General features: G+C 51.5%; 10 protein-coding genes. All 10 read left to right on the top strand.

What is annotated here, in order from left to right:
- Positions 1 to 19: 19 nt before the first annotated feature.
- The 10 genes from hisD to BMW93_RS12950 all read left to right on the top strand — a co-directional run bounded on the left by hisD (position 20) and on the right by BMW93_RS12950 (position 14,281).
- Positions 20 to 1,288, top strand: a complete 1,269-nt coding sequence (gene hisD, locus BMW93_RS12995; protein ID WP_090376367.1) for a histidinol dehydrogenase — start codon at positions 20 to 22, stop codon at positions 1,286 to 1,288.
- A gap of 70 nt (positions 1,289 to 1,358) precedes the next feature.
- Entirely contained in the window at positions 1,359 to 1,787 is a 429-nt protein-coding gene (locus tag BMW93_RS12990; protein WP_090376363.1) for an antitoxin Xre/MbcA/ParS toxin-binding domain-containing protein, read from the top strand.
- Positions 1,787 to 2,239 carry an RES family NAD+ phosphorylase gene (locus BMW93_RS12985; RefSeq protein WP_090376360.1) on the top strand — a complete coding sequence of 151 codons (453 nt, stop codon included), beginning with the start codon at positions 1,787 to 1,789 and terminating at the stop codon, positions 2,237 to 2,239. The genes BMW93_RS12990 and BMW93_RS12985 overlap by 1 nt, the downstream gene beginning before the upstream one ends.
- A 38-nt stretch (positions 2,240 to 2,277) precedes the next feature.
- Positions 2,278 to 3,351 carry a histidinol-phosphate transaminase gene (gene hisC, locus BMW93_RS12980; RefSeq protein ID WP_090376358.1) on the top strand — a complete coding sequence of 358 codons (1,074 nt, stop codon included), beginning with the start codon at positions 2,278 to 2,280 and terminating at the stop codon, positions 3,349 to 3,351.
- 45 nt (positions 3,352 to 3,396) lie between these two features.
- Positions 3,397 to 3,918: a hypothetical protein gene (locus BMW93_RS12975; protein WP_090376355.1), complete on the top strand. Its 522-nt coding sequence runs from the start codon at positions 3,397 to 3,399 to the stop codon at positions 3,916 to 3,918.
- A 103-nt stretch (positions 3,919 to 4,021) separates the two neighbouring features.
- On the top strand, positions 4,022 to 7,345 hold the full coding sequence (locus BMW93_RS12970; protein ID WP_090376353.1) for a UvrD-helicase domain-containing protein: 3,324 nt from the start codon (positions 4,022 to 4,024) through the stop codon (positions 7,343 to 7,345).
- Between the two features lie 141 nt (positions 7,346 to 7,486).
- The gene (locus BMW93_RS12965; RefSeq protein WP_090376351.1) at positions 7,487 to 10,921 is read left to right on the top strand and encodes a response regulator; all 3,435 of its coding nucleotides are present in this window, start codon (positions 7,487 to 7,489) and stop codon (positions 10,919 to 10,921) included.
- Between the two features lie 2 nt (positions 10,922 to 10,923).
- Positions 10,924 to 11,739 (top strand): protein-glutamate O-methyltransferase CheR, encoded by an 816-nt coding sequence (locus BMW93_RS12960; RefSeq protein WP_090376348.1) that lies wholly within the window; start codon positions 10,924 to 10,926, stop codon positions 11,737 to 11,739.
- Between the two features lie 2 nt (positions 11,740 to 11,741).
- Positions 11,742 to 12,320, top strand: coding sequence for a chemotaxis protein CheB (locus BMW93_RS12955; protein WP_229240410.1), 579 nt, complete (start codon positions 11,742 to 11,744; stop codon positions 12,318 to 12,320).
- 17 nt (positions 12,321 to 12,337) lie between these two features.
- Positions 12,338 to 14,281: a response regulator gene (locus BMW93_RS12950; protein WP_090376343.1), complete on the top strand. Its 1,944-nt coding sequence runs from the start codon at positions 12,338 to 12,340 to the stop codon at positions 14,279 to 14,281.
- Positions 14,282 to 14,325 lie beyond the last annotated feature (44 nt).

Genomic DNA, 14,325 nt, shown 5'->3' with positions numbered 1-14,325 from the left:
GGTTTTTGATTCTGACATTATGAATATCATTCCATTTCCGGAAAGGGAACAATGGCCCGCATTGCTGGCACGGCCCGTTCTGGAAGCCAAGGATATCGAAGCGCGGGTATTGCCCGTGCTCGAACAAGTGAAAAATGAAGGCGACGAGGGTATCAAAGCGCTTGCCCTGAAATTTGACAAAATTGAACTGACCGACCTCGCATTCTCTGAAAAAGACATTGCGGAAGCAGGCGACAAGCTGGACGATGCACTGAAGGCGGCGATCGGTCAGGCTTATGATAATATCTACAAATTCCACAAAGGCCAACTGCAGGCGCCTGAAAAAGTGGAAACCATGCCCGGTGTTACCTGCTGGCGCAAAAGCGTGGGGATCGAGAAGGTCGGGATTTACATTCCCGGTGGCTCGGCTCCATTGTTCAGTACGGTATTAATGCTGGGTATTCCCGCTCAAATTGCTGGTTGTAAAGAAGTTGTGCTTTGCACGCCGTCCGATCACCCGGCTATTCTGTATGCCGCCAAACTCGTGGGTGTTACCAAAGCATTCCGCATTGGCGGCGCGCAGGCGATTGCTGCGATGGCTTACGGCACGGAAAGCGTTCCCAAGGTTTACAAGATATTTGGCCCTGGTAACCAATATGTTACCACGGCTAAAATGCTCATTAGTAAGGAAGGTGTGGCGATCGACATGCCTGCCGGACCTTCGGAAGTGGCGATTTTTGCGGATGACACGGCATTGCCTTGCTTTGTAGCCGCGGATTTGCTTTCACAGGCAGAGCACGGTGCAGACAGCCAGGTTTTACTCGTTTCAACCAGCAAAAAATTGCTTGCTTCCGTCAATATCGCATTGGCGGAGCAGCTGGAAGCGCTTCCTCGCAAAGAGCTGGCGGCGCAGGCCATGGCGAACAGCAAAGCGATCCTCGTCGAAAATGAAGAAGAGGCCATCGAAATACTCAACCAATATGCGGCCGAGCATTTGATCCTCAGCATTGCGAATGCGGAAGAAGTGGCCGGGAAGATTTACAACGCGGGTTCGATATTCCTGGGTAACTACACGCCCGAATCCTGCGGGGATTATGCCTCGGGTACCAACCATACGTTGCCTACCAATGGCTACGCACGGGCTTACAGCGGGGTTTCCGTCGATAGTTTCGTTAAGAAAATCACTGTTCAGCACATTACAGAGGAGGGGATACGTAATATCGGCCCGACCGTAGAAGCCATGGCCGCAGCCGAATCTCTCGATGCCCATAAGAATGCCGTGAGCATACGATTGAAAAATCTTTTGTGAAAAATTTTAAACCCGGGAAATTTGTCCTAAATTAGAGGACAAATTTCAACGGCCTTAAAATTACGGAAAGATGACAGCATACATGGTTAACGAACGTTTGGGAGGGTATGAAACCCTCAAACATGCTGTGAAAAATGACTTCGACCTGGCTTACCTGGCCGAAAACGGCATTCCGAAAGCCTCTATTCAGCACCTTGCTGATTCTATCGGAATGGATATTAAAGATGTGATAGCGCTGTTGCCTGTTACTTCCAGGAACTTGCAGCGTTACAATGATATTGACCTGCTTAGCAATGTAGTTTCCGATCATCTGATCGCCCTCGCCGATCTGTTCTCCGTAGGGAACCGGGCTTTGGGTAAAGAATATTTCCTCGATTGGCTGAACAACGAGGTACCTGCGCTGGGTAGTGAGAAACCGATCAGCTTTTTACGGACCCATGCGGGTATTGAGCTGGTCAAGACCGAATTAGGGCGCATGGAACACGGTATTTTCGCTTAATGGAGCTATTCAGGATAACAAGATCGGAATATCAGGAGGATTTGAGTGGAATAGGGGCTTTTTATAATGGAGGACGATGGAACTCCCCCCGAAACGCTATGCTTTACACATCTTCGCATCGCTCGCTGGCGATGCTCGAAGTACTCGTTCACTGGCATAAGACGGTGACGCCTCCCAACTACGTGATCGTTTCCCTGGAACTTCCCGACAGTGTCGCAAGCGTAACCGCGCCCAATCTGGTGCCCGAATGGTTCGAAGACGAGCAATGGAGCAAAGGCGTGGGTGATTCGTGGCTGAAAGCGGGCAATAGCCTCCTGCTCCGGGTACCATCGGTGGTGGTCCAGGCCGAGCAGAATTACCTCGTGAATCCGATGCATCCGGACGTTCTTTCCCTCCGCATTACCGACATAGCTCCGCTGAGTTTCGACAAGAGGCTCTTCAAAAAGATTTAGAATCCACACAACGGCCACCGCCGTAATTTTTTCAGAGTATGAGTAATACCTTCGATTTAAACCAAATCCTTCGCCCGCACATTCTCACGCTGGCGCCGTATTCATCCGCAAGAGACGAATACACGGGGCATGTGGGCATTTTTCTGGATGCGAACGAAAACCCTTACGGTTCGGTGACGGGCGAAAGCTATAACCGTTACCCCGATCCTTACCAGGCGGAAATCAAGCAGAAACTGAGCCCGATCAAGCAGGTGAGTCCCGACCGTATTTTCCTGGGAAACGGCAGCGACGAGCCGATCGACTTGCTCACGCGCGCCACGTGTACCCCCGGGCAGGACCACGTGATTATTCTGCCGCCTACCTATGGAATGTACGAAGTAAGCGCCTCGATCCATAATGTGATCATCGACAAGGTTTCGCTTACCAACGATTACCATATCGATACGGAAGCAGTTTTGAATGCGGTAACGCCTTCGACGAAGATCATCTGGATCTGCTCGCCGAATAACCCGACCGGCAACGTGATGCAGGCCGACGCTATCCAGGCCATTCTGGAAAATTTCAGCGGGCTGGTGGTTGTGGATGAGGCTTATATTGATTTTACGGATGAGCCTTCCTGGATACAGCATCTGGACAAATATCCTAATCTCGTGGTATTGCAGACGTTCTCCAAAGCCTGGGGCCTTGCGGGCATCCGGGTGGGCATGTGTTTTGCTTCACCCGAACTGATCCGCATTCTGAACAAGATTAAACCTCCCTATAATATCAGCTTACCCGCACAACAGGCGTTGCTCGAAGGTTTGAACGGCATTGAGAAGAAGGATAAAATGGTAGCCGATATTCTCGAACAGCGCGACGTACTGACGGACCAGTTGCGAAGCCTGCCGATCGTCGTGAAAATCCATCCTACGGACGCTAACTTCCTGCTTGTGCAGTTCGAAGACGCGAAAGGCGTGATGGACTACCTGATCCGCGAGACGATCATCGTGCGCGACCGTTCACGTGTACATCTGTGCGATGGTTGCCTGCGCATTACCGTTGGTACAAAAGAAGAAAATGAAGTTTTGATCGAATCTTTAAAGAAATTCCAGCCTCAGAACGTTATTGTGTAGCTGGTGTTTCAGCGTTCCAGGAACATTTCCCCGATTTAATTAACTATGAAGAAATTAGCCTTAACTCTTATTTGCGCACTAAGCTTCGGAATGGCACACGCCCAATACGACAACTGGGCGGTAGGTTTCAAACTCGGTGAACCCACCGGCGTCAACATCCGGAAGTACTTCAACAACATCCACGCCATCGACGTTACCATCGGTACTTTTGGCGGAGTCCTCGGCAACGACCGCAAGTACCGCGGCGACAACGGGATTTACAAAAACACCGGTATTTCGCTCCAAATGCATTATTTGTGGCACACGCCATTGTTCAACTCGGAGGCTGTGCACGTGTATTACGGTATCGGCGGGCAGATCAACAACCGCAGAGCATACCCGAAACGGCTGAACGGCGATTACGAAAAGAACCTTACCCTGGGCGGCTCAGCGCTGGGAGGTTTTGAGTATTACATTCCCGATAATCGGATTTCCGTGTTCCTGGAAGGGGGGACGTATGTAGAACTGTTGAGAAAGCCGTTCTTCCTGAGTCCCAATATCTCCGCGGGTCTCCGCTTCAATCTTTAAGGGATACCTCCTTCAAAAGCATACGAAAAGCAGGCATTAGCCTGCTTTTTTTATTTAATTTGACTTACGGTTCGCATTCGCTTCACCCATACATCAGCGCAAAGTGTTTAAAGTTTACAGTTCATCGGCAGGCTCGGGGAAAACTTATACCCTTACCAAAGAATACCTCAAACTGGCCCTGCATTCCAATTCGGAGTTGTATTTCAGGCATATTCTGGCTGTGACGTTCACCAATGCGGCTGCCAACGAAATGAAGGACCGCATTCTCCTGATGCTACGCACATTCTCGGCATATACCGAAAACGATGCGAAACCGCACCCGATGATGCGGGACGTGGTGATCGAAATGTACCCGGATACGGAACATGATGCGGAGCTTTTCGCAGGTGCCTGCCAATTGATTGCCGCGCGCGCGCAAATGGTTTTCGGGCAAATCCTGCACCGGTATTCCGACTTTTCTGTGATGACGATCGACAAGTTCACGCAGCGGCTGATCAGCAGTTTTACAGACGAACTCGGCATTCCATTCGTATTTGAAACACAGCTCGATAGCGACCTGCTCGACGACGCTGTGGACCGGCTATTGGCGCGAATTGGGCAGGAAGGCGAAGAAGTACTCACCGATATTGTCGAGAAATATTACCGCGAGAATGCCGAGGAAGGCAAAAACTGGGGCGCATTGCCGATGCAGATCCGCGACACGGCGGGGACTTTGCTGAGCGAGCAAAGTTATATGCAAATGAAGCGCGTGGAAGACGTCAAAATGGAGGACTGGATCGTCGTACGCAAGCAAATGCGCGACTTCGTACGCGGGCGGGAGGAAATGATGACCAAAGACGCGAAAAATGCATTTGAACTGATCCAATCCACCTATTTAAGTGAAAAAGACTTTCACCAGAGCGGGAGGGGCATTTACGGCTATTTTCGCGACCGTGCCGAGGGCAAAAAGCTCTGGATGGAGCCCAATTCCTACGTTTATAAAACCATCGGTGAAGGCGTGTGGTACGGTGCCAAAACACCCGCTCCGATCCGCGATGAAATAGAACGCCTCCGCACCGACCTGGAAAACTATTTTCACCAGATTGAAAACATCCGGTCTTCTGAAACCGGAAAAATTACATTGTATAGCCAGCTTGACAGACATATTTACAACCTGTCGCTCCTGGGGGAAATCCGGAAGGAGTTCGATGCATTGCTGAAACAAAACAACCAGGTCCATATTTCGGATTTCAACCGGAAGATCGTCGACATTGTGGCGCGCGAGCCGGTACCGTTCATTTTTGAAAGGTTAGGGGAAAAATACAATCACATTCTGGTCGACGAATTTCAGGATACTTCCAAATTGCAGTTCGCGAACCTGCTGCCGCTGATCGAGAATGCATTATCCAGCGGATTCTTTAACCTGATCGTGGGCGATGCGAAGCAGTCGATTTACCGGTTCAGGGGCGGGGATATGGATTTGATATTGCATCTGGCGCAGAACCAGGTCATGCGGCTGGGCAGCATTCTCGGAAGCAGCCCGTTCAACGACGAGCGGTTGTTTGCATTGGATAACTACCTGCATATCAATCACCTCAAAACCAACCGGCGCAGCTTCCGGGAAGTTACGGAGTTCAATAACCAGTTCTTCGGCTTCATCGCCGACTCGCTGGGCGATGAATACCCGCTGATCCGCGAGGTGTACGACGAGCATTTCAGTCAGGAAATACCCGAGGGCGTGAGCGAGGGCGGCCATGTGGAAATCGAGTTTCTGGAAATGAATGAGGCCACGGAAGATGGCGCCGAGGAATCGTCTTCGGACGCCATATCCCGGCGGGCGCTGGAACTGGTACATGCGCTTCGGGCGGAAGGTTACCACTGGCGCGACGTAGCCATTTTGTGCCGAAAGAAAAAAGAGGCCACGACATTGGCCAACACTTTGAAAGAAGCCGGGTTTCCGCTCATTTCGGACGATGCATTGTCGCTGGCCTATTCGCGTTCGGTGCATTTCGTCATCTCGTTTATGAAGGTGCTGCATAGTTCGGACCACCGGCTGGCCCGGTACGAGGCCGCCTATCTGTTCCACCAGGTGATCCGCCGGCAGAACCCGGCGCCGCACGAATACGAGGAAATCAGGGTGCTTTGCGAGGAGCGCGGGCTCGACAGTTTCCTCGAATATTTCCGGAAATGGGACATTACCATTACCTCGTTCAAAATGCGGCAGGTTTCGGTATTCGAGCTCACAGAGTTGCTGATGCAGCAATTCGGGCTTTTCAAGCAGCAGCTGGAAAGCGAGTACCTGTTCCGGTTCCTGGATGTGGTGCTCGAATTTGGTAACCGGAAAAGCAATCACCTTGGCGATTTTCTGAACTATTGGGAGTCGGCTAAATACAAATTTTCGATCACGGTGCCCGAGGGTACCGACGCCATTCGCATTACTACCATTCACAAATCGAAAGGGTTGGAATATCCCGTCGTAATCATCCCGTACGCGCAATGGAAAGTGACGCCCAATGCACGTCTCGACCGGCTTTGGGTAGATATGGATGAGGTTGAATATGAGGAAATTAAGCTTCAAGATAAACCCCATTATACCCATCCCAAACTGCGGAGCTCGATGGTTTCCGTCGTCAAGGAGCTTGAAAACACGGTGGTAGGCGAGCAGTACCGCGATGAACGGATGAGGGTGCTGATCGAGAACCTGAATTTGCTGTACGTCGCGTTTACACGGCCCGTGCAGCGCCTGTACGTACTCGCGAAGCGCGAACGCAGGTGGGAATCGGGGCAGCAGATCAACCACTGGCTGCGGGATTACCTGAACCGGGAAGGTTTTACGCCCGCGTGGGACGAAGCTATTTCCAGATACGTGATTTCGGAAGCATCTGCGACCGGGCTCAGGCACGCACATGTGAGCGCGGGTACGAGCCCTTTTGTTTTGAAAAGCATATTGAGCAACGACCGCACCGAGTCGCTCAGATTGCGCCGAATGGCCGACCGCATTTTCGACGTGCAGACATTCGAGCCACGGCACGATCGCCTGCAAAAAATGCGATACCTGCTGACGAGACTGAAAACGATTTCCGGCCTTCCCGAAGCATTGGAAAAGCTCGTAGGCGAGGGCATTTTTACCCGCAAGGAAACCCGTGAGATCGAAAAGCTGACTATTTCATTACTGCAAGACCCGTCGTTGCAAGTGCTTTACCAGGACGAAAATCACATTCAGATCAATAAGGAACTACTGGTTCCCGGCGGGAAAATGCTGCATATAGACCGGGTCGTTCAGCGGCCGGGCGGGGAATACATTTTCATGTCGTTTGTGGGCGGCAACAGCGCGGACGAGCCACGCAGGCATTTGAAAAAATTGATCAAGACATTCACAGAGAGCGGGAAACAGTCGCGCGGGGTGTTGATCACCCTGGAAGACGAACTGACCGAGTGGGTAGAATAGTAGTAATATTTGGTAGTACTTGGATTTGAATGCAGTTAAAAAGCCATCAAAAAGGGCCGAAATACGGTCAAAATGCATTACTTTTCCAATTAATACTCAAAAATAGAATTTAGTACTAATTCTACGTGCTATTCAGCGTTTATGAAACTTACTTTTCAGCGCCAGGTTTTACTGGGAATCTCATTTTCAATTCTTTTGGTACTCGCGGTGGGCTACGTTTCCTACAATGCGATCCTTATCCAGCAGGAAAACGCCGGCTGGGTAGACCACACGCGGGAGGTTATGCGTGTTTCGACCTCCGTAAAAAACCGCTTGCTGGCCGCCGAAGCGAATGTCCGGGGCTTCGCGATCACCGGTAACGGAGCGTTTGAAACGAGCTATCTGCAAGCTTCCACCGACATCTGGAAGGACGTCGAGGCATTACGAAAGCTGGTGAGGGACAATAAAACGCAGAGTGCGAGGGTGGATTCGCTATCCGATCTTCTCGAAGCACGGGTAGGCCTCATGAACCGCCAATACGAAATATTGAAAGTTGGCAAATACAATATCGATAGTATCCAACGCATTGTTTTGCAAGGAAAGGATGTTTCTTCCAAAATTGAATTCGCCTTCCGCCGTATCGAAAACGTGGAGGAGGGGCTGCTGACCGAACGCGAACAGCTTGCTTCGACCAGCTCGACACACGCCAAACAGTATATTGTAGTCGGTTCGACGCTGTTTTTCCTCGTGATACTGCTGTTGTATTACTTCATCCGCAGGACCTACCTCGCACAACGAGCCGGCGAGCGTGCCATGCAGGAGGCTAACAGGCAATTGGAAAAGCTTGCATTGGAAGACCAGGAGAAAAACTGGATATTGAATGCGGCTATACAGGTTTCCAGCGCCGTTCGCGGCGAACCTACTCTGACGCAGCTTTCCGAGCGTTTGCTGAACAAGTTTGCAGACGTGACAGATTCCCAGGTGTCGGCCATGTATCTCGTAACGCGCTCGGGCGACGTGCTGGAACGCTCGGCTGTGAACGGCCTTTCGACATTGGAGTCGGCGCCGTCGTTCATCTCGTTCGGCCATGGGTTACTCGGACAGTTTGCGGCAGATAACGGGAATATCAAGCGGATGGACGTTGCAGAAGGCTATTTGCAAGTGAAAACAGCCACCGGTCACTCCGCCCCGGGAGTGGTTTTGATCAAAAATATCAGTTTCGACGGATCGGTTGCCGGGCTTCTCGAAATCGGATACCTGACAGATCCGGGTACGAAGGTGATCAAACTGCTTGACATGGTTTCGGACAACGTCGCGGTAGCGATTATGGCCGCTCGGGCGCGCGAGATTGCCAATGAATTGCTCGAAAAAACGCAATTGCAGGCGGAGGAACTTGAAAGCCAGCAGGAGGAACTGCGGGTTACTAATGAGGAGCTGACGCGACAAAGCGCTCTTTTGCAGGTTTCGGAAGAAGAGTTGCGCGTCCAGCAGGAGGAATTGAAACAGATCAATACCGAGCTGGAAGAAAAGGCATTCATGCTCGAAGAACAGAAAAGTACGATCGAGGAAGCGCGCGATCAGATCCAGATCAAGGCCGACGAGCTCGAACGGAGCGGGCGCTTCAAGAGCGAGTTCCTGGCCAATATGAGCCACGAACTGCGCACGCCGCTGAACAGTATATTGATTTTATCACGTATTCTGGGGGAAAACAAGGGGGCAAGATTGAACGACGAGGAGCAACGGTACGCTTCGGTGATCTACAATTCCGGAAACGACCTGCTGACGTTGATCAACGATATTCTCGACCTCGCCAAAGTGGAAGCCGGGAAGATCGAGCTGATACACGAAAATATCAGTACAGAATCGGTGCTGGTGGAGGTAAAAAGCACTTTCCAGAAAGTCGCCGAGAATAAGGGCCTTGTTTTGCAGGTCGAAAAGACGGAATCGTGTCCCGCAACGCTTTTTACAGACCATACGCGTCTATTACAAATCCTGCGCAACCTGATTTCCAATGCGGTCAAATTCACGTCCGCGCCCGGCAAGGTTTCACTATTGATTTCCAAAGAAGAAGGCCGGCTGCATTTCGAGGTAGCCGATACCGGCATTGGCATACCACTGGATAAACAGGCATCGATTTTCGAGGCATTCCAGCAGGCCGATGGTTCGACAAGCCGCAAATATGGCGGCACGGGCCTCGGGTTGTCGATCAGCCGCGAACTGGCGGGCCTTTTCCACGGGTCGATTTCATTGAAAAGTGTTCCGGGAGAAGGTTCGGTATTTACATTGAAAATCCCTTATCTGACAGAGTCGGACGAACAATCTGCTGTTAATCAGCACGAAATTGCGGCGGAACCGGCTAAGCCGCAGCAACCCGAGGTCAGGCCGCATACGCCTGAAAACGGCAAGGCGCGCCGTCTGCTGCTGATCGAAGACGATCACATTTTTGCGACGGATATGGCTGCCAAAGCGCAGGGAAGTGGTTTTGAAGTACAAATAGCGGCTAATGGCCGTCAGGCTTTGGAGCTGGTAGGTACATTTAATCCTACCGCTATCATTCTCGATATGCATTTACCGGATATGCCGGGCGAAGCGGTTTTGAAGGAATTGAAAAGTGATACGCGTACGCGCCTGATTCCCGTGCATACGGTCTCGTCGGGCGATTATTTCGACGAGGAAATGGTCAAAAACGGCGCGATCGGTTTTATGCAAAAACCGGTGGACGAGCGCTCGGCGCAGCAGATTTTCACCGCATTGAAACTCGAAGGGAAGGACCTCGAACAGCAGCGCATTCTGCTGATCGAAGACGATGCATTCCAGAGCAAGTACCTGGGCGATTTCCTGGTAAGCAACAATATTTTCGTGCTCTATGCCTATTCAGCCGCCGAAGCGCTCGCGATCCTCGGATCGGACCGGGTGGACGGCATTATCCTCGATGTAAGACTCGCAGATATGAACGGGTTGGATCTTCTGGATAAAATCAAAGAAAACCCGGATTGGAACGAACTGCCCGTGGTGGTGAATACCGCCGAGGACCTCACACAAGCCGACCTGGGGCGGGTTATGAAGTATTCACACCCGGTGGTGATCAAAACAAAGAAATCCAACGAACGCCTGCTCGACGAGGTGAAGCTTTTCCTCAAAAAGATCCAGCCGAAAACGCAGGAGCCGGAAGCGCCGAAGGAGTCGTTCAGCAACGCGGTGGTGAATGCCCAGCAACTTTTTACAGGAAAGAAATTGCTGCTAGCAGACGACGATATGCGTAACATTTTCGCATTGAGCGCTGTGCTGGAAGACGCCGGTTTCAGCATTGAAATCGCTACAAATGGTAAGGAGGCTATTAACAAACTGGAAGATAATCCGGAAATCGAACTGATATTAATGGATGTGATGATGCCCGAAATGGACGGTATTGAAGCCACGCGGCGGATCAGGCAGGTGCCCAGGTGGGCGAATATCCCTATCATAGCCGTTACCGCGAAGGCCATGCAGGGCGACCGCGAGCAATGCCTCGAAGCCGGTGCGAACGATTACATTTCAAAACCTGTGGACGTTGACAAGCTGCTTTCGCTGATCAAGGTCTGGTTACAAGCCGCGTAGTTATGGTGCTGATGGAATACCCCGAGCTGGAAATGCTCATTGTGCGGATCAGGGAGATATCGGGGTTCGATTTTTCGGGTTATGCGAGGCCGTCGCTCCTGCGCCGGGCAAGCAGGTATTTGACTACCCACAAAATGGACTTCCCGCAACTGCTTGCACATATTGAACCCGGTGGGAGCGTGGTATACGGGCTGATCCAGGAGCTGACGGTCAACTATTCGGAGATGTTCCGCGATGCGGATTTCTTTATGAAAGTAAAAGCGGAAGTGTTTACCTACCTCGAATCGTACCCGACGCTGCGTTTCTGGGTGGCCGGGTGCGCCACGGGTGAAGAGGCCTATTCGATGGCCATTTTCCTCAAAGAGGCGGGTTTTCTCAGTCGCTCGCTCATATACGCTACGGACCTGAGTAACAAGGCGCTCACAGCCGCGCGCGAGGGTGTGTTCACGCTCGGGAATGTGCGTACGTACTCGGAGAATTATCTGGCGGCTGGCGGCAGGCACTCGCTGTCGGATTACTACCATGTGGCTTACAACAAGGCGGTGATGCTGCCGGAGTTGCGGCGCAATATCGTCTTTTCGATGCACGACCTGACGGGCGACGGGGTGTTCAACGAGTTTCAGTTTATCAGTTGCCGGAACGTGATGATCTATTTCACCCTCGAACTCCGGCAAAAAGTATTCAGGCTTTTGTATGACAGTCTCAGTATGTTGGGTTTTCTTTGCCTCGGCAAGCGCGAAACACTGCGCTACTCGGGTCTGGAAGAAAACTTCAAAGTGATCGATAGCACGTTGAACATTTATCAGAAGATCAGATGAGCATGGCAAAGGACAATGGTTCACTCAGTTTGGTGCTGGTCGGCGGGTCGTCGGGCAGCTTTGCGATCTTTGAAGAAATGCTCCGGCTGGTCCGAAACCCGTTGTCCTTCGCGTTGATTTTCGTGTTGCACCGTGGCAAATCCAGTACCGCCGTTTTGCCCCAATTATTTAAAAACAAGACCAATGTAGCTATGAGCGAGCCATATCATCTGGATCCGATCGAAGCTAATTCCATTTATTTCGCTTACCCCGATTATCACCTGCTGATAGGCCCCGACCGGCGGTTCTACTACGATTGTACCGATAAGGACTTCTTTTCACGGCCTTCCATTGATGCCACTTTCTTATCTGCCGCCGTTTCGGGCATCCCCGTGAAAGCGGCTATGCTCTTTTCCGGTTCCAGTGCAGACGGCGCTTTTGGAATGAAAGCATTGGCCGAAAAAGGCTTCCCGACGTACGTCCAGAACCCGGCCGAAGCTGAATCGCCGCGAATGCCTGAGCAGGCCCTTCTGACCTATGAAAAGCATCAGGTAATGATCGATGGGAGCCTTTTTTCGATTATCAACGACATCCTTCAATAGCTACTCAACGATAACCCATGGAGAATACAAAGATTTTGCTGCTGGACGACAGGGAGGAAAACCTGATCTCACTCAAAGCAATCCTGAACCGCGACGACATTGAAATTTACGCCACGACCTCGCCCAACGAGGCGCTGCGCATTGTCTGGGAAAACGAGATCGCCGTGGCACTGGTGGACGTTCAAATGCCCGGAATGGACGGTTTTGAGTTTGCCGAGACCCTTTTTTCCAACCCGAAGACCCGCGAGATACTGATCGTTTTCGTGACGGCTATTTCAAAGGAAACCACCTATGCCGTGCGCGGCCTCAAAACGGGCGCGATCGATTACCTCTACAAGCCGCTCGATCCTTATATTACCAATGCGAAGGTCGACTCGCTGATCAAACTCGCGCGCAGCCAGCGTGAAATACGCGAGAAGAACAAGCTGCTCGAAAACTACGCGACGATTGTGCTGAACTCCCCGGACATTATTGCTACCGTGGAGCCTGATACAGGGTCGATATTGTCGATCAATCCGTCCGTTGAGACGATCCTGGGCGTTTCGGCCACATCGCTGATCAAAACTTCGGTGCTCGATCTGCTGGTCGATCCATTGAAATCCGGCCTGCGCGAAGTGCTCGTTAAGCGCAGTTTTGTAGGCGGGGAGACCATTGTGGTGGAAGACCAGTTCTACGGCCGGCTGCGGCAGCCGGTTTGGCTGGAACTCCGGATTATGTATAAAAACAGGCTGCTATTCGTGAACCTGCACGATGTGGAGAAGCGAAAAGCGCATGAGCTGGCGCTGATCGACGCGCAAACGCAGGCGGAAAAAGCCCGGAAAACGAAGGAATCATTCCTGGCGAATATGAGCCATGAGATCAGGACGCCACTTAACGGCATTATCGGGCTTGGGAACCTGCTGGCGGCAACGGAGCTTACCGACGGGCAAAATGAACTGGTGAATATGCTCCGGCAGTCGTCAGGGTCGTTGCTGAATATCCTGAACGATATCCTCGATATATCCAAGATCGACGAAGGCAAGTTTTCGATCATCCCGACGTCTACTGACCTCCGGGTGCTGGGTAAGCAGATTATTGATTTAATGCAATTTAAAGCCGACGAAAAAAAGCTCGAACTGCGGCTCGAAATCGGCGACAAGATTCCCGAATGCGTGACGGTGGACGGCATGCGCCTGAACCAGATTTTGCTGAACCTGGTCGGCAATGCATTGAAGTTTACCGAAACCGGCAATGTGGCCTTGAAAATGGAACATCTGGCAGAAACGTCGGCCGGGCACCGGATACGGTTCGCGGTGGAAGATAGCGGTATAGGAATGTCGGAGGACCAATTGACAAATATCTTTTCAGAATACGGGCAGGCGTCCGAGAATACATCGCATCAATACGGCGGTACCGGCCTCGGGCTAACCATTTCTCAGAAGCTTGTGCGGCTCATGGGCAGCGAGCTGGAAGTAAACAGCCGTTCCCGCCAGGGAAGCCAGTTCTTTTTTACATTAATCGTTCAGGATGCCAACGAAAAGGCAGGCGACACCAAGCCGGTCGTTTCATTCCAGAACTTACCATCTTTCGACGGCAAAAAAGTGCTGGTAGCCGAAGACAACCCGATCAACGCATTGCTTTTGAAAAAATACCTCAAAGCCTGGCAGCTCAATGCAGTGATCGTAGGCAATGGAAAAGAGGCCGTAGACCAATTGCGCGAAGACTTTTTCGACCTGATCATCATGGACACGCGCATGCCTGAAATGGACGGTTTCCAGGCGGCCCGCATGGCGCGCGAGGAGCTGCATATTACCACGCCGATCCTTTCACTATCGGCCACCGTGCTTCCCGAAGAGGTGGCGCAGGCGCTGGAAGCGGGTATGAACGATACGCTTTCGAAGCCGTTCGAACCGGAGAAATTGCATCAGAAAATAGACTTGCTGCTTTCAACCATAGCGCCGGCAAACGTGTCAGAGGTTTAGAGTGCAACGATTTACCGGAACTTTTCGTAATGATTAATTGCCGG

The sequence above is a fragment of the Dyadobacter sp. SG02 genome (genome assembly GCF_900109045.1).
Classification (GTDB): Bacteria; Bacteroidota; Bacteroidia; order Cytophagales; family Spirosomataceae; genus Dyadobacter.
This window is presented reverse-complemented; position numbering and strand designations above follow the sequence as displayed.

Coding starts and splice junctions, on each gene's coding strand:
- hisD (WP_090376367.1), top strand. CDS start 20: ATGAATATCATTCCATTTCCGGAAAGGGAACAATGGCCCGCATTGCTG.
- BMW93_RS12990 (WP_090376363.1), top strand. CDS start 1,359: ATGACAGCATACATGGTTAACGAACGTTTGGGAGGGTATGAAACCCTC.
- BMW93_RS12985 (WP_090376360.1), top strand. CDS start 1,787: ATGGAGCTATTCAGGATAACAAGATCGGAATATCAGGAGGATTTGAGT.
- hisC (WP_090376358.1), top strand. CDS start 2,278: ATGAGTAATACCTTCGATTTAAACCAAATCCTTCGCCCGCACATTCTC.
- BMW93_RS12975 (WP_090376355.1), top strand. CDS start 3,397: ATGAAGAAATTAGCCTTAACTCTTATTTGCGCACTAAGCTTCGGAATG.
- BMW93_RS12965 (WP_090376351.1), top strand. CDS start 7,487: ATGAAACTTACTTTTCAGCGCCAGGTTTTACTGGGAATCTCATTTTCA.
- BMW93_RS12960 (WP_090376348.1), top strand. CDS start 10,924: ATGGTGCTGATGGAATACCCCGAGCTGGAAATGCTCATTGTGCGGATC.
- BMW93_RS12955 (WP_229240410.1), top strand. CDS start 11,742: ATGGCAAAGGACAATGGTTCACTCAGTTTGGTGCTGGTCGGCGGGTCG.
- BMW93_RS12950 (WP_090376343.1), top strand. CDS start 12,338: ATGGAGAATACAAAGATTTTGCTGCTGGACGACAGGGAGGAAAACCTG.